Genomic DNA, 16,459 nt, shown 5'->3' with positions numbered 1-16,459 from the left:
TTCGGTATCAGCGCTTTATTGGCGTGATCGACCGTCCAGGAAAACAGGCCGCCAATGTCGCCTAGAATTATCGAGATGCAGGGCCGGGACTACGATGTCGTCGTGGTCGGCGCCGGCATCAACGGTTCGAGCGCGGCGCGAGAACTGGCCGCAGCGGGTTACAGCGTCCTCCTGGTCGACAGGAGCGATTTCGCCGCCGGCGCCTCCAGCCGATCCTCGCGCATCCTGCATTGCGGCCTTCGATATTTCGAAACGCCCAACCCGATCCGCACCTTTGCGTTTCATCCGCAGCGCTTCGCCGCGGCCTTGCGCATGGCGCGGGCGGGGATGGAAGCGCGAACCGAACTTGTCGGGCGGAGCCCGCAACGGTGCAAGCCCTTCACCATGTGCTTTCCGATTTATCCGGAGAGCCCCGTCCGCGGCTGGCATTTGGATCTCGGTTTCCGCATCCTGCGCCGTCTCGGGCCACCGGAACCGGCGCTCGCCTATCGTCGGCTGAAGAGTGATTTCGAAACCCACCTGCCATTCGCAAACGACCTGCGGGACCCCGAAAGTCTGCGGTCGATTGCCACCTACCGTGAATACATCATGGACTGGCCGGACAGGCTGTGCGTGGATGCCGCCCTCGACGCCGAGCGAAACGGCGCCGAAATACGCCTGTTCTGCGAAGCTTCCGTTATACGTAGGAAGCCGGAAGGCTGGCTCGTCGAACTGCGCGACGGTAAGGGGGAAGCGGCCGAGGTTCGCGCGTCCGTCGTGCTGAACATGGCCGGCACCTGGGTGGACGCGGTGAACGCCAATCCCGTCGCCGGCAAGCCAGCGCCCTGCCTTGTTCGCGGCACCAAGGGCGCTCATATCGCGGTCAGGCTGCCGGATTCCTATCGCGGCTACGGCATCGCCACGATCAACCGCAGCGGTATGCCGTTCTATTGTCTGCCTTCGCATGACGACTGCTTTTATTTCGGGCCGACGGAGACGCCTTTCGACGGCGACGCCGCCGGTGCCGCAGCCACCAACGAAGACATCGATTTCCTGCTTGCGGAAGCCAGTCACATGCTTCCCGGCCTGCGGCTCGGCCGCCGCCACGTCGAATTCACCTGGGCCGGCGTGCGGCCGCTCACCTTCGATGCAGCCGAGCCGATGGGGCGGCGCACGCGTCAGATCCACGATCTCGCATCTGCCGGCAGGCCGGGTATCTTCGCGATGACGGCAGGGCCGGTCATGAGCCATCTGAGCGCAGGGCGCGAGATGCTGCGGATCGTCGAGAAGCAACTGAAGCCGACGCGCAAGTCCGTGGCGAGGCGGATCCCGGAGACAGGCGACAGCGGTGCGGAGTTCGCAATTTCGAGGCCGCTTTCGCAAGGCAGGCGCGCCGCTTTCCGCACAGCGGTTTCGGTCGAGCATGCCCGCGACCTGAAAGGTATTCTCTATACGAGGACAGGCCTCGCCTGGCGCCGCCATCTCGACCGCGCCGAGGTTGAGGAGGCTGCCGATGCCATTGCCGATCTGGTCGGCTGGGCGCCGGAGCGGACCGTCAGTGAAATCGACGGGTTCATCCGATACCAGAAGACGGCGTTCCGCGCCGCATCGGACCTTCCAATTCAGCCGACAACACACAAAATGGGAGATGTAGAAGCATGAAAATCGGATCAGCACTGAAAACCATCGCCGCCCTTGCAGTCACGCTGGCCGCAAGTGCGATCCTTCCCGCCAGCAGCGCGCAGGCGGCCGAATCGCATCTGCAGCAGATTCTGGAACGAGGCGCCGTGCGTGTCGGCGTTCTCGGCGCGTTCAAGCCCTGGTCCTTCCCATCGCCGGATGGTTCGATGCAAGGCATCGAGGTGGACCTCGCCCAGTCGGTAGCCGATGCGCTCGGCGTCAAGCTTGAGCCGGTCGTGGTCACGTCCGCCAACCGCATGCAGTTCCTGCAGCAGGGCAAGATCGACGTCATCATCGGCGGCATGTACGACACCACTGAGCGGCGCAAGGCGGTCGGCATCATCGAGCCGGCCTATTGGACGTCCGGTCCGACCCTGCTGGCCAAGGAGGGTGTCATCAAGGACTGGAAGGACATCGCCGACAAGCCGGTCTGCGCCAAGCAGGGCGTCTACTACAACAAGCTGGTGGAGACGGAATATCACGCCAAGGTCGTCGCCTTCACCGGAAACACGGAGGGTAAGGAAGCCTTGCGCTCCGGCAAGTGCATCGCCTGGGTCTATGACGATGCGAGCATTATGGCCGACCTCGCTTCGGGCGAGTGGAAGGGTTATGAGATGCCTGTTTCCGTTCTCTTCGACAATCCCTGGGCGGCCGCGGTGCCCGTGGCGGAAGTGGACAAGGCCTTGGGCGTGTTCATGGCAGGCATGGCCTATCGCTGGCAAGCGTCCGGAAAGCTGGTCGAGCTTGAAAAGAAATGGAAGGTGAAGCCGTCGCAGTGGATCGCCGAGCAGCACAAGAAGGCTGAGTGGGACACGAGCTACCTGAAGGGCGGCAACTGAGCCGATGCTCTGCGAAACGCTGATCGATGACCGGCTGCCGGAGCTAAAATGTTCCAGTTGATCGCGCCCTTCTTCCAGGATCTCTACGACCGCACGGGCCTCAATTTCATCGTCTTCTACGACAGCTATGAATATGGGCGCTTCCTGTCCGGCATCAGCATATCGCTACAGCTGATCTTCTGGTCGATCGTCGTGTCGCTGGTGATCGGCGTCTTGGGGGCCTGGGCGCAAAGCGCCCGGTCTCCCGTCCTGCGGGTGCTGATGGATGCCTATATCCAGGCATTCCGCAACACGCCGCCGATGATCCAGCTCCTGTTCTTCTATTTCGCTCTCGGCGCCTTCACGCCGCAGGTCGATGTTGGCGGCTATTACCAGCCGCTGATCTCGTCCTTCGCCTGGGCGATCATCTCGCTCGGCATTTTCGGCGGCGCCTTCAATGTCGAGATCTTCCGCGCCGGCTTGGAGGCGGTGCCGGGATCGACGAAGGAAGCAGCCGAGAGCCTGTGCATGAGCAAGTGGCAGATATACCTGTATGTCACCCTACCGCTGGCCTTCCGCATCAGCCTGCCGGCCCTCACCAACAATCTCGTCAGTCTCGCCAAGACGACATCGCTCGCCTACGTCATTTCCGTCCCGGAGATGACCTATACGCTGAACCAGGTGTGGTCGGACAATGTGAACGTGCCGGAGATGATGTTGCTCCTGTTCCTGTTCTATGTGCTCGTCGTCTCGCTCCTGGCCGCCGGGCTCCATTTCATCGAGCACAGGCTGACCCTGCCGGGATACGGCCAATGAGCGGCGCGGCTTTCCGTATCGAAAGGGGCCGCTTCGCAGAAGAAAGCTTCTGCTCGCGCATCCATTGGCGGCACGGGCTGTGGCTGGTGCTCGCCTTCTTCGGCTCGCTTGCCTTCGCCTATGCCCAATCGGACCCCCAGCAGCAGGCCCCGTCGGCCATCGCCACGCTGATCCTGTGGCTGCCTTTCATTCTCAAGGGTTTCGCTCTCAATCTCCTGATGAGCTTCATCGCCATGGCGGTCGCAACCCTTCTGGGGATCGGGCTGGGATTGCTGCGGGTCAGCCGCTCGAAGCTGTTGCGAACGCCCGCATGGTTCGTGACGCATCTGTTCCGCAATTCGCCGTGGCTGGTGATCCTGTTCACGGTCATGCTGCTGGTGCCGTTCGAGATGCGCCTGCCCGGCGCCGGAACGGTGGCGATACCGGACTGGATCAAGGCCACCTTCGCCTTTTCGCTACCGGTGATGGCCAATATCAGCGAGGTGCTGCGCGGCGCCATCAACTCCATCCCGAAGGGTCAGTGGGAATCGGCGGAGAGCCTTGCCTTCACGCGTGGCCAGACCTTGCGCTGGATCATCCTGCCGCAATGCGTCAGGCGCGCCATTCCGCCATGGATGAACTGGTACGCATTGCTGGCGCTGGCGACGCCGATGGCCTCGATCCTCGGTGTGCACGAGGCGGTCGGCAATGCCCAGGCCGCCATGGAAGCGGCGGGCGCGCGGCCGGAATTCCTCATTCCGTTCTATCTTTTTCTTTTGTGCCTGTTCTTCGCCTACATCTATCCGATCGCAATCTGGACGCGGAAGCTCGAGCGAAAATATGTCGTTGCAAGTTAAATCGAATACCGACGAAGCAAAGCTGAAATCAGGCTGGTCGCCGGACATGCCGATCATATCGCTGCGCGACGTGCACAAGTCCTTCGGCGCCCTGGAGGTGCTGAAGGGGATCAGCTTCGATGTCCGCAAAGGCGAGGTGATCTGCGTCATCGGCCCGTCCGGCTCGGGTAAATCGACGCTGATCCGCTGCATCAACGGGCTCAGTCCTGTCCAGAAGGGCTCGATCAAGGTCGAAGGGCAGGAGGTGAACGACACCAAGCTCGATCTTCTCGCGCTGCGCAAGAAAGTCGGCATCGTGTTCCAGCAATATAATCTCTTCCCGCACAAGACGGCCCTGCAGAACGTCATGATGGCGCCGGTCCTGGTGCTGAAGGAGCCGAAGAGGGAAGTCGAGGAGCGCGCCCGCGCGCTGATCGCCAAAGTCCGCCTGCAGGGCAAGGAAAACGCCTATCCGGGAGAACTGTCGGGTGGCCAGCAGCAGCGCGTCGCCATTGCGCGCAGCCTGGCCATGCGCCCCGACATCATGCTGTTCGACGAAGTCACGGCGGCGCTAGATCCCGAGACGGTGAAGGAGGTGCTGCTCACGATCAGGGAACTGGCGGCAGAGGGCATGACCTGCATCCTCGTCACCCATGAGATGGGATTCGCCCGCGAGGTGGCGGACCACATCTATTTCACCGACCGGGGCGTGATCGTGGAGCACGGCCCACCGGACGAGTTTTTCACCAAGGCGAAGGATCCCAGGACGAGGCAGTTCCTGAGTCAGGTTCTTTAGGGCCGCAGGCCCTCGGACTAGGAGTTTAGGCCCAAGACCCTTGGGCCTCGGAAATTGAACCAACAGGCCGGCAACGGCGACGCGCGGACCGATCCGTCTGCGCGAGCGATCGTGCTCGGCCGGAATTCGGCAGGAGAATGAAATGAACGGGCCGGTCAAGACCATTACCAGGGATCCGCTGCTGCAGCCGCTGACCATCAAGAAGCTGACATTGCGCAACCGTATCATAAGCACCAGTCATGCCTGTGGCCTGGAAGTCGGCGGCATGCCCGAGGAAGCTTATCAGCGCTATCACGAGGAGAAGGCGCGCGGCGGATTGGCGCTATCGATGTTCGGCGGCTCGTCCAACGTCGACCTGGATTCCCCCAACATCTTCCGGCAGCTCAATGTCGGCACCGACGCGATCATCCCGCACTTCCAGCGCTTCAGCGCGCGCATGCATGATCTCGGTGCGGCGCTGATGTGCCAAATCACCCATCTGGGCCGCCGCGGCGATCCTTATGCCGGCGACCGGCTTTCTACGATCGGACCCTCGCCAGTGCGCGAGACGCTCCACCGCAGCATCCCCAAGGAGATGGACGAGCACGACATAGACCGTGTCGTGAAGGCTTACGCCCAGGCTGCCCTGCGCTGCAAGGAAGGCGGTCTGGACGGGATCGAGACCCTGGCGGCCGGGCACCTGATCGGCCAATTCCTGTCGCCGTTGACCAATCGCCGCACGGATCGTTTCGGCGGCGCGCTTGAGAACCGCCTGCGTTTCGGCCTGATGGTCCACGAAGCGATCCGCAAGGCCGTGGGGGATGATTTCCTCGTCGGCATACGTTTTGTCGTCGACGAAGGCCCCGATGGCGGCCTGAACTTCGAGGAATGCGTCAAGGCGGCCCTGATGCTCAAGGCGGGGGGAGGCGTTGACTTCTTCAATGCCATTTACGGCACGATGGATACGACACGCGCGCTTGCGGAGGAGAACATGCCCGGCATGGGCTCGCCGCTGGCTCCATGGATCGAACCGGTCGGCGCCTTCCGCCACGAGGTCGGGTTGCCCGTCTTTCACGCCGCGCGCATTGCCGATGTCGCTTCGGCTCGCTTCGCGGTGGCGGAAGGCAGGCTGGACATGGCGGGCATGACGCGCGCCCAGATCGCCGACCCCCATCTGGTGGAGAAGCTCGCCGGCGGCCGCGAGGCCGAGATACGCCCTTGCGTTGGCGCCACGCATTGCCAGTCGCCGTATCGCCCCTCCTGCCTGCACAATGCCGCGACGGGCCGCGAACTGACGCTGCGCCACATCATCCAGAAGACTGACGGACCTGCCCGCAAGGTAGTCGTCGTCGGCGGCGGACCGGCCGGCCTGGAGGCGGCGCGTATCAGCGCCGAGCGCGGCCATGCCGTTTCGCTCTACGAGGCGGCTGGCGATCTCGGCGGGCAGATCCGGATCGGCGCGACCGGCTCCTGGCGTCGCGACCTCATGGGCATTGTGGAGTGGCGCGAAGCCGAACTGCAGCGTCTCGGCGTTGCCGTCCATACCAACGCCTATATGGAAAGCGCCGATATCGCCGCGCTTGAACCGGATGTCGTCATCCTCGCCACGGGCGGCCTGCCGCAGATCGACCTGCAGGAGGGCGCGGAACTCTGTCTCAACACATGGGACGTCCTGACCGGACAGGTGCCGCTGCATGGCGAAGTGCTGATTTACGACGGAACCGGACGGCATCCAGGCCCGCTTTCCGCCGAACAAGCCAGAGATGCAGGTGCGGAGGTCGCCTATGTCTCGATCGACGCGCAGCTTTCGGAGGAACTGACCTATGCCGAGCGGCTGCGCTGGAAGAAGCGCTTCCTGCAGCTTGGCGTGAGGCCAGTCTTCGAGAGCCGACTCTTCGCGGTTCAGCGCAAGGACAACCGGCTGGAAGCCAGCTTTGTCAATGAAATCTCGCGGGAGGTGACGAGTATCCTTGTCGACCAGGTCATCGTCGAGCAGGGCAGCATTCCCATGGACGAAACCTATTTTGCGCTGCGCAGCCACTCGGCGAATGATGGCGTCACCGATCTCGACGCCATGGTTAAGGCGGCGCCGCAACCGCGCCTGCGGGAAAGCGGCTTCGAACTGCACCGTATCGGCGACGCGGTTTCGAGCCGCAACATCCATGCCGCGGTGCTGGACGCCTTGCGCATATGCAGCGCGCTGTGACGGTGCGCGCGCCGGCGGTGTCAGCGGCCGATGCGGTCGAGAAACTGATACCAGCCCGCCACTGTGCGCACCGCCGGCTCGCGCAGGAAATAGAAGGGGATGGATTGCGGCTCGTTGCGTTGCATCAGGCCGAGTTCCGGCCTGTCTCCCAGCATCAGGTCGACGGCGCGGCGGCCCATGAGGCCCGACATGGCGATGCCGGCCCCGTTGTAGCCGAGCGCGAAACCGGTCCGCTCGTCGAGCATGCCGATCTGCGGCAGGCTATCCATGGTCATGGCCACGAGCCCCGACCATCGGTGGGTGATCGCGGTGCCGGCAAGCTGGGGGAGCATCTCCTTCAGCGCCCTTTCGAGCGCCTGGAAGGCGGAGGCGGAATCTTCGCGCCCGAAGGCCCCGCGCCCGCCGAACAGCATCCGGTCGCCGGCGGGTCGAAACCAGCGCATCATGCGCCGCGTCTCGCTGTAGCTGCGGCAGTGCCGCATCAGCGTGGCCCTGAGGTCGGCGCCAAGCGGCTCGGTCGCGATCATGGCGCTGCGGAAGGGGATCACCGTTCCGCGCACCGGCGCAGTGGCGGCGGTAATGTCGGAATAGCCGTTGGTGGCGATCAAGACATGCCTGGCTGCGACCTGGCCCCGCGCCGTCGTCAAAACGGTGCGGTCGCCGTCCTTCCGGCGTGCCACCACGACCGAATTCTCGAAGATCTCGCCGCCCCGCGTGCGCACTGCGCCGGCAAGCCCCCGCGCATAGTTCAGCGGATGAACGATGCCAGCATGGGTGGAAAGCACGCCGCCGACGAAATCGGCCGAACCGGTTTCCTCGCGCACCGCGCTGGCGTTGAGTATGGTCAGGCTGGCATCGCCGAACATACCCCGCGCCGTCTCCGCTTCGGCCACGAGCCTTTTCTGGGCAAGTTCGTTGTGGGCGCAACGCAAATTGCCGGTCTGGATGAAGCCGGCGTCGGCAATACCCAGTTCTTGGATATTCCGTTCGACGCGATCCATCGCATCATGGCCGATGCGGTGCATGCGCCGCGCCGCTTCAAGCCCATGGTGCGCCGCGATGTCGCTTAGCGAGGCGCGAAACTTGGTGGAAACGACCCCGCCATTGCGGCCGGAAGCGCCCCAGCCGATTTCGACCGCTTCCAGAACGACGGGATGCAGGCCGCGCTCGATGGCGCGCAAGGCGGCATTGAGGCCGGTATATCCGCCGCCGATGATGGCGATATCGGCCTGGACCGCGTTTCCAAGCGCGACCGGCGGCGGCGCCGGCGAGGCCGTTTCCAGCCACAGCGATCGTGGATGTGCCAGGTCCTGCATCGGCATCGTCCTCCCTTGGGCGCCGGCGGAGCTATTCCCGCTCGACGGCGTCGGCGAGGTCGCGCAGTGTGGCGAAATGGAAATCCGGCTTCGTCACTTCGCCCGGATGCGGTGTGCCGCCATAGCCTTCCAGGTGCATCCGCCGCTCGATCCAGCAGACCTTGTAACCGAGCGAGCGGGCAACGCCGATATCATGATACTGGCTCTGTGCAACGTGCAGCATGTCCTCCTGGCGATAGCCGAAGGCGGATTGCCGCCCGAGATTATGCGAGAAGAAGCGTGGGTCAGGCTTGGCGCATCTGGCGTCGTCCATCGTGACGGCGTCGTGGAAAGGGGTCCCCAGCGTGTGCGAGTAGGCGCTGAAGGCAACGCGGTCGGCGTTCGTCATGGCGACCAGGCGGAAATGCCGGCGCAGCCGCTTGAGTGCCTCGGCGGAATCCTCGAATGCCGGCCAGCGCAGCACGGCAATCTGGAAAGCGTCGGCCGAGCGCTGGTCCGCAGGCAGGCCGAGCTTATGGGCCACATGGAGGTAGACGTCCGCCATCACCTGGCTGGAGCGGCCGGGATGATCGACGCGCCCTTCAAGATAGGGGGCGAAGAGATCGTCGTCGCTCAGCCCCTCGGCAGCCTTTCCCCCGATCGAGCGGAACGCGTCGAGAATGCCTTTCTCGAAATCGATGAGCGTCCCCACGACGTCGAATGTCAAAATTTTGAATTGCTTGAAGGACATCAGACCTGCCTCTCTTCCTCGCTGAAACCGGCTTCCGACCGGCGGAAGCTTGCGTTCAATGAACAGAAGAGGATGCGTCGCCGCAATTCCACAAATGCTGATCGGGGAGCTTACATTTTGTAATGTCCCGCCTTCGACACCTGCTTCCTTCGCTCAATGCGCTCGTGACCTTCGAGGCGGCCGTACGCTGCGGGACCTTTGCTCGTGCCGCACAGGAACTTTGCGTCACCGGCCCGGCTGTCAGTCGCACGATCGGGCGGCTGGAGGCCCATCTGGGCGTCGCGCTTTTCCACCGGACCGCTTCCGGCGCCGTCCTGACGGAGCAGGGCAGCGTGCTTTTTTCGGGAATTTCGGGCAGCTTCGACGAAATCGAGCGAACAGTCCTGCGGGTGCAGCAGTCAAGGCAGTCGGGAATGCGGACAGTGGTTCTTTCGGTGTCGTCTGCCTTCGCCACGCACTGGTTCATGCCCAGGCTAGCGCTGTTCCAGTCGAGATTCCCGAAAGTCGATATCCGCTTTCAGCTGATCAGCGGACCGCTTGGCGGAGCCGTGGACGGTGTCGATATTGCGATGCGCTTCGATCATGGCAGCAACGCCCGGCACGTCGCGCGCAAGCTGATGCCGGAATTGCTGGTGCCGATCCGCGCTCCTCACCTGCCGGAAAAACAGGCGCCCACCGGCACGTTCATGCCGGCGCTCGACAGGATCATCAATCTCAGCACGGCAGAACCGGACTGGTCGGGCCTGTTTTCGGAGAACACGGCAAATGGCACGGCGGGCGGGCTGCAGTTTTCGGACTATACAGTCGTGGTCCAGGCCGCCCTGCTCGGGCAGGGCGTCGCTCTCGGCTGGCTCAACGTCGTGTCGCATCACCTGGCGCGCGGTGTCCTGGTGCCGGTAGGCCCGGTCATGAAGACCGGCCGGACCTGCGAACTGGTCATCGCCCGCAAGCAGGAGACTCCTGTAGTTTCCGAGATCTGCGATTGGATAGATACCGAATTCACCACCGATATGAAGCGCGTCGACGCGCAGTATCCTGGCCTTGAACTTGGTGCCGATCCATCGCGCCAGGAAAATGGCCGTAATCCGATCAGGAGTTCATCCCATCCAGCGTCTTGCGGCGGATTCTGATAAGGGTGTTTCTCCATTGCTCCAACGGCTGCGGCGGCATCGCGCTTTTCAAGGCCGTCGAGTATTAGGGTGTGATCGCGGACGCTCAGTGACACGGCGCCCTTCGCCAAAAGCCCCGGCGGCGGAATTCCAGGCCGAACGAATACATCTTGTGCAGAAAATCGGCCAGAAGCGGATTGCCGCCGGCCCGACAGATGGCGTCGTGGAATTCGGCGTCGGAAATCTGAAACTTGACGGGATCATACGTCATCTCGCGCTGCGCCTCGACCAGGCGTCTCAGGCGCTGGATTCCGGCATCGTCCATGCGCTCAACGGCGAGACGAACTGTCGGCAATTCGACGAGGCGCCGTGCCTCGTAGATTTCATGCGCCGACGAGCTGTGATCATCGTCGACCTCTGGCGTGCGACGCACGACCACACGCCAACGGTCATCGTGCTCCTGCGGCGCAGGCGTGAATCGGGATCGCGCGTTTCATCGCGGTCGAGCTCCGTCCAGGGCGTGGCACCGCGCACCGTCAGCGCAGCGTGGATCGGATTGGCGCGATCCGCATGATCGAGTCTCACCCATGACCGAAAAATGCCTACATATTTCGGATCAGCATAGCTCTGGCTAACTTGATACCTTCGAGATCACTCGCGAGGCGCTTCAGTGGCTTGCAGAGCGAGTCTCCGACCGGTCGTATCGAAATGATCTGCCTGTCACGGCTTGAGAAGTTGAGGAGCGAGGCAAAGACGGCTGATCAGCGAGCAGGCTAACTTCGCCATCGCACCAATTCCAGTGTGCCGTCCAGAATTATCTGTAGCTGTCCGGAATTAGTCAGGACGTCGCCGTCGTGCGCAAGTGCCAACGCTGAGATACTGACGCCATCTGGCTCAAGCGATTGTGGGGAAGTATAGAGCTGAACCTCGGTCGACAGGGCTGCTGCCTCGGGTACCAATCCTGGCGTCTTGGGGTTGACCAATCCGTTGGCCGACGTAAGCGGGTTGACCAACAAGGGCGCCTAATTCCACGCAAATCCAATTACTTAATGCCACCCCAGAATTAACTGTCATTGAGGCCATTGGTAAACTCGGTTTTTGGATAGGGAACCCTTACCTTCGGCCCGAAACCCTCTTGTTTTTAATCGCATAGGGCGGGTACCCAGGCCCATAATTCCGGACTGCTAAACCCCATGAAATGCCAAATAATTCCGGAGATCACACCACACTGCCCTTTTATGCGACTTTCGAAGCACAAAAAGCGAACATCAAGGCGGCGGTCTTGAACGGAACTGAACCGCAGGCTCACCAATTAACCCCGTTACGCCAAGGCAACCCTAAAATCATCCAAAACTCGAGCCAGTCCCGGCGCACCGATAAGCGTCACTACGCGTTCCGGCTGAAGCTTTCCCACTGCTCGATCATAGATGGCGAGATTGGTCCGCGCCGTTGAGTCGAGAAGGGTAAATGATCCCGTCAGGCCGGGACGGATGTTCGTAAAACGCTACCGACCATTGGCGAGCGAGATTGTGGTTCTGTGCGCGGACGACGTCACTCGGCACCCCCATCCTGACCGCATTGTCGCCTCTGAGGTCAACAAGACGAAGGTCTTCCACTGTCCTGACCTCTGCATAGCGCCGTTGTGTCAATTCCGCCTCGTCTATCGGGAGGTCGTCGAGAACCCCTTCGCGCCGATCTCGAAGCACCGCCTCAATGAAGCATACCTTCAAGGAGTCTCCGAGATAGAGAACACCGAACCGGTTGGCCTCGATACGGCGCCGAGGATCACTGAAGCGGCTTGGCGACTTGCCGTACCCCAGCGGATTGGGAAAGGTCCTCCAGTAGATTCTGCCGAATGTTTGCCCCGGCGCTATTGTTTCGATCTCGAGCGTTGCGCGCGCGAAATCGGTTGGAGGTGATAGGCCCGGCATTCAGTTGAAGTCGCCGCTGGCGATGCCTTCTGCAGCAGTTAACACCGAGACATCATCTCCGCGCTGAAGGGCTTGAAGTCCGGTCCGACCATCGAGCGCACCGTGCCGAGATACGAGAAAGCGGTAGACCGCCCAGGAATTGTTGCCCAACGTCGAATGGAGGATCGGCAGCGCCCCGAATGGACGGCCGTCCTTATCAAGTTGCCACACAGGGAAACGGAAACCCCGCTTGGCGCCATCGATCCCTAGCACCTGTCCGCTTTGCCGCTTGGCGTTGACCGTCACCCGCGATGTCCCGAGCAGCTTGGCAAACGCATCAGCACTGAGCATGTCTTCCCCCGAGACAATCTCGGCAACACGCTTCCGGCCGCGCTCGCGCGCACTGGCGAGCGCAGCTTCCAACTCGGCATCAGGCTTGCCCGCTTCCTCGATGGGAAACATGTCACTTGTAGCAAAGGGCTGCTCCTCAACCGGCGTGATCGTTTGCGCGTCAGCCGCTGGATCAACCTCTACCCGAAACGACACACGATGACCCACCTTGCGGCTGCGCGCGACGGCCTCCTGGTAACGTTCCAGCAGCACTTTCTTGAAATCCGCCTGTGCCGGCAGCTTCGCGGTAAAGCTCAGAGTGGCGGCTCTCGCATGCGATGTGGTCTCGCGATTATGGACGCGACCGGCTGTGCCGTTTAATCGGCCTACCTATGGCCAGAATCGGTTATGTCCGCGACCCCTCGCAACACGGACAATCCCTCTCACAGCCGATAGAATGACTGACATTTCACATAACAAGCTGCTTTCCCGTAAGATTTCCGATTTCTGCCGTCTCCGGGTCGATCCGGTCCTGCCTCCGCAGGAAAGCGCGCGGATCAAATCATTCCTCCTCAATCTGATCGGTCTTTCCCGAATGCCGCCGCGAAGTCCGCGCGGCTACGATTGGGACGAAATCGCCTTTCAATGCGGCCTCGGCAAAGAAGCGCTGCAGGCTGCCAAGACTGCGATCGTGCCCGCATTGGATGCGATCGCCCGCAATACGAAAAGCCCGACCAGGCGATCAGCCGAAATCTCCGGCGGCACCGCAACGGAGTCCCCTACCCCGCGCGGCCGTTCCTCACTGCAGCCGACGGCAAAACCGATTGCAGCAAGGCCCAACAGGTCGATCGATCGACCGGAGAAACAGACCGCGACACCCCGGCAGAAGCCCGGCATCAAACCACGCGAGATCGAGGAATTCCCCGAAGCTCTGTTCAAGGAGTGGTCTGATCCGGCTTCGTTTCCGGAAGCGCTGGAACTGCACATGCGTCGCCATGGTGACAGCTACTGGCACCTCCATCGCGCCGTGGTCCGCGATGACGAGAACTTCGACGACTCCACAATCCGCCACTGGCTGCAGGGCTCAAAGGCGCCGCGCAGCGTGGCAAGCATGGAAGTGCTTGCCCGCATCGAGCGCCGCTACCGCCTTCCAGCTGGCTACTTCAAGACAAAGCTTCCCCATCAGACACGATCCGCTTCCGGACACATCCTTGACGATATCGGCGCGGCGGAGCGGCGGCGGATCGCATGGCATTTGCCTGATGATTTCAACGCACGCTCACGCGATGAACAGGAAGAGATCCTCAAGTGGGTGCAACGCGTGATTATCCGTGGTTCGACCGATTACAGACGGTTCCAGGCCGCCGCAATGAAACAGCGATATGCCATCCGTTTTCCTGGCATCACCTATGGCCAATCGGACCTTGCAAATGACGACTGCCGAGATCAGCGTGAAGAACATGATCATGACGGTCCATCCTTCACCGATCCCGACCTGATGTCCGGTGTCATCGACGCACCGCCAGCGCTTGCGATGGAAATGGTGGAACTGATCCGCTTCAAGACCGCAACGCTCACCGCATTCGGCCTCCAGCGCAACGGTGTCTGGGGTGAGGAAACAACGTCGCAAAAGATCGAACATCTCGGATTGATGTTCGGCGCTCTGGCTGCCCATCCGCGCGGCCCGGTACGCGGCTATGGCGTGCCACTGCAGCACCTGACCTTCGCGCTGTTCGTATTCCCCTCGGTCTGGGATTGGTATGTTCAATGGCGTGAGAAACGCCGCGGCTTCTACACGGCGTGGGAAGTGGACATGCTGAGGATTTCGCTGGCGCTTACCCGCAAGGAAACGGGCTGGCTGCGACAGCATCCTCATCTGGCGTCGCGACTACGTCCGATCGACGGATTGGTGTCGCAGAAGGATATCGATCGTGCCCGCGCGGATTGGGACGACGCCTGCGATGTCTACTTCAAGCACGCCTCCTCCCGGGTGAAAGAAATCCAACGCGTCGCGCGCGTCCATCGTGATCCGTTCGAGCCGATCATGCCGGTGCTGGAAGCCGAAAGCCCGGTTGGCGAGTATCGGAAGATCACCGAAGAAATTCTCCGACTGATGCCCGATGAGCGCCTCTACCGCCGTCCTGCGGCGGAGGCAGCTCGTTCATTCCTGATGCTACGCTTCGGGCTGCATCTCGGCTTGCGGCAGAAAAATCTGCGCCAGCTGATGGTCTGCGAGCGCGGGAAGCCGTCCCGTTCAGAGCGACAGCTTGCCGACATGAAGCGTGGCGAGCTCCGCTGGAGCGACCGCGATCAAGGCTGGGAGGTGCTGATCCCGTCGGTCGCATTCAAGAATGCCCACTCGTCCTATTTCGGAAGCAAGCCATTCCGGTTGGTTCTGCCCAATCTTGGCGGCCTTTACGATCATATCGAAGCCTATATCGATCGACATCGGCGCGCCCTGCTGGGAGAAATGGAAGACCCGGGCACCTTCTTCATCAAGACCGTGAAGACCACGAGCGCGGATGCCTCATACGACCAGAACACATTCTATGAGGCGTGGCGCCTGACTATCCAGCGATACGGCATATTTAACCCTTACACCGGCCGAGGGGCGATTCCAGGTCTTCTGCCTCACGGCCCGCACAATGTCCGGGATGTTCTGGCTACTCACATCCTGAAACAGACCGGCTCCTACGAGCAGGCAAGCTATGCCATCCAGGATACGCCTGACATGGTGGCGCACCACTATGGCCGCTTTCTTCCGCAGGACAAGGCGGCGCTTGCCGCACGAATTCTCAACCAGGTGTGGGAGGCAGCGTAGGCTGGTCCCGGGGGCATCCAGGCACTCGGTCAATGCTTGAAACAGTGCTCGCGATGCCAGGCCAGGAAATGCGGGTGCGGCCGTTCACTCGTCCTGGCCGCAGTCAGTGCGCGGCCGCTCTTGTTGATGATCGCTCTGATGCCGTCGACATCGTTAGCCTGCCGGGAAATCAGGATCTCGAGATCGTCTTGCAGGCTGATCAGGCCGCGGTCGAACAATGCGCTGTCCCGAAAGTGCCAGACCGTTGCTGACGATATCCGGTCCGTTGGCCTCGACGGGCCGAATATGCGCTGCTGCAACCTCGGCCCGTCCGCCGCCATTGATGAGTTTCAGGCCGGTGACGGCACAACGAGCGTCGTAGGCTCGCAGCACAATCTTGCGGAATACCCGATCTCGAACCAGGCGAGACGCAAGGTAGTTCACCCGGGCCCGGTCCTGCTCGAGGATGAAGGGGACCTGAGCTTCCGAGAATCCATCTGAGTTCAAATCTTCGTCGACGCGCGGAAGGAGAGGCTCGTTGTCATCCAAGCCAAGCGCGAGAATGCGCTCGAAATCTTTGCTCGACAGTGGCCGCACGGCTGATTGCGCACGGCCCGGTATCCGGCCCTCATCATTCAACAGCCCCTTCTCGACGATAGCCTCACCATCCTGGAATGGCACCGGACCCGAAAAATCCAGATAGCTGCCCGGCTCGATCAACGCGAGATACATGCCAGGCGTGCCGGGGTCTGGGATGACCTGACGAACCTTCGCAACAGCGAAGTAGGCTCGTGTGTCACGGATTTTTCGGGGCTCGTAGTAGACAATCCAGTCGCCGACGCATTGTTGCACCCGACCCAGATACTGCCTGGGAAACTGATAGCATTCCGCAGGACTGTCGTCGTAGATCGAATCCGACCGGTGAATGAAGACCCCATGTCCCATAAGATAGCCATATCGTGCCGGGGGATTTGACGCGACCACCTACTTCGTTTCCCCACTGTGATTGCACGACTTTCCCGGCTGATCAGTGCGAATTATGCTCGGTGGCGAGAGTCGATATATCTAACTAGCGTCGCTGAAGGCTTCATTCCAAAAATGTCCAAGCATCCCCTCGTGGCCGGTATCGATCTGAAAACGGTCCGTGATCTCTTTGTCAGGCATCAAGAGACGCA

The 16,459-nt window shown here is 61.7% G+C and carries 13 protein-coding genes and 1 pseudogene; 9 read left to right on the top strand and 5 right to left on the bottom strand.

The window, feature by feature from the left end; translation table 11 throughout:
• Positions 1 to 54: 54 nt before the first annotated feature.
• The 6 genes from FJ959_RS12710 (at position 55) to FJ959_RS12685 (ending at position 7,089) form a co-directional block, all read left to right on the top strand.
• Positions 55 to 1,641 carry an FAD-dependent oxidoreductase gene (locus FJ959_RS12710; protein ID WP_140523234.1) on the top strand — a complete coding sequence of 529 codons (1,587 nt, stop codon included), beginning with the start codon at positions 55 to 57 and terminating at the stop codon, positions 1,639 to 1,641.
• Positions 1,638 to 2,498: a transporter substrate-binding domain-containing protein gene (locus FJ959_RS12705; RefSeq protein ID WP_140523232.1), complete on the top strand. Its 861-nt coding sequence runs from the start codon at positions 1,638 to 1,640 to the stop codon at positions 2,496 to 2,498. Before FJ959_RS12710 ends, FJ959_RS12705 begins: the two co-directional genes overlap by 4 nt.
• 48 nt (positions 2,499 to 2,546) lie before the next feature.
• Positions 2,547 to 3,293: an amino acid ABC transporter permease gene (locus tag FJ959_RS12700; protein ID WP_140499588.1), complete on the top strand. Its 747-nt coding sequence runs from the start codon at positions 2,547 to 2,549 to the stop codon at positions 3,291 to 3,293.
• Complete coding sequence (locus tag FJ959_RS12695; RefSeq protein WP_140523229.1) at positions 3,290 to 4,129, top strand: ABC transporter permease subunit; 840 nt, start codon at positions 3,290 to 3,292, stop codon at positions 4,127 to 4,129. Before FJ959_RS12700 ends, FJ959_RS12695 begins: the two co-directional genes overlap by 4 nt.
• Positions 4,113 to 4,904 (top strand): amino acid ABC transporter ATP-binding protein, encoded by a 792-nt coding sequence (locus FJ959_RS12690; RefSeq protein ID WP_281405127.1) that lies wholly within the window; start codon positions 4,113 to 4,115, stop codon positions 4,902 to 4,904. The genes FJ959_RS12695 and FJ959_RS12690 overlap by 17 nt, the downstream gene beginning before the upstream one ends.
• Positions 4,905 to 5,046: 142 nt before the next feature.
• On the top strand, positions 5,047 to 7,089 hold the full coding sequence (locus tag FJ959_RS12685; RefSeq protein WP_140523226.1) for an NADH:flavin oxidoreductase: 2,043 nt from the start codon (positions 5,047 to 5,049) through the stop codon (positions 7,087 to 7,089).
• A gap of 20 nt (positions 7,090 to 7,109) precedes the next feature.
• Here FJ959_RS12685 and FJ959_RS12680 read toward each other — a convergent pair whose 3' ends face one another.
• Positions 7,110 to 8,405: an FAD-binding oxidoreductase gene (locus FJ959_RS12680; protein ID WP_140581759.1), complete on the bottom strand. Its 1,296-nt coding sequence runs from the start codon at positions 8,403 to 8,405 to the stop codon at positions 7,110 to 7,112.
• Between the two features lie 31 nt (positions 8,406 to 8,436).
• Positions 8,437 to 9,135, bottom strand: a complete 699-nt coding sequence (locus tag FJ959_RS12675) for an HAD-IA family hydrolase (protein ID WP_140523221.1) — start codon at positions 9,133 to 9,135, stop codon at positions 8,437 to 8,439.
• Between the two features lie 122 nt (positions 9,136 to 9,257).
• Between FJ959_RS12675 and FJ959_RS12670 the strand changes: the two genes are divergently transcribed.
• Both FJ959_RS12670 and FJ959_RS32220 read left to right on the top strand, forming a co-directional pair.
• Positions 9,258 to 10,265, top strand: coding sequence for a LysR family transcriptional regulator (locus FJ959_RS12670; protein WP_140523218.1), 1,008 nt, complete (start codon positions 9,258 to 9,260; stop codon positions 10,263 to 10,265).
• 202 nt (positions 10,266 to 10,467) lie between these two features.
• Positions 10,468 to 10,818, top strand: coding sequence for a hypothetical protein (locus tag FJ959_RS32220; RefSeq protein ID WP_246678956.1), 351 nt, complete (start codon positions 10,468 to 10,470; stop codon positions 10,816 to 10,818).
• A gap of 847 nt (positions 10,819 to 11,665) precedes the next feature.
• On the opposite strand, the gene FJ959_RS12660 is transcribed toward FJ959_RS32220, so the two are convergent.
• A complete protein-coding gene (locus tag FJ959_RS12660; RefSeq protein ID WP_318012529.1) occupies positions 11,666 to 12,175 on the bottom strand; it encodes an RES family NAD+ phosphorylase in 510 nt (169 codons plus the stop codon).
• On the bottom strand, positions 12,176 to 12,802 hold the full coding sequence (locus FJ959_RS12655; RefSeq protein ID WP_140630284.1) for an XRE family transcriptional regulator: 627 nt from the start codon (positions 12,800 to 12,802) through the stop codon (positions 12,176 to 12,178).
• 139 nt (positions 12,803 to 12,941) lie between these two features.
• Here FJ959_RS12655 and FJ959_RS12650 point away from each other — a divergent pair, with 139 nt between their 5' ends.
• Complete coding sequence (locus FJ959_RS12650; protein WP_140581751.1) at positions 12,942 to 15,305, top strand: hypothetical protein; 2,364 nt, start codon at positions 12,942 to 12,944, stop codon at positions 15,303 to 15,305.
• Positions 15,306 to 15,334: 29 nt separating this feature from the next.
• Here the strand turns inward: FJ959_RS12650 and FJ959_RS12645 are convergent.
• A pseudogene (locus FJ959_RS12645) lies at positions 15,335 to 16,229 on the bottom strand (restriction endonuclease).
• Positions 16,230 to 16,459: the final 230 nt, after the last annotated feature.

This window comes from Mesorhizobium sp. B2-2-4, assembly GCF_006442375.1.
GTDB lineage: Bacteria > Pseudomonadota > Alphaproteobacteria > Rhizobiales > Rhizobiaceae > Mesorhizobium.
The sequence above is the reverse complement of the archived record's forward strand: the minus strand, read 5'-3'. Positions and strand labels throughout refer to the sequence as shown.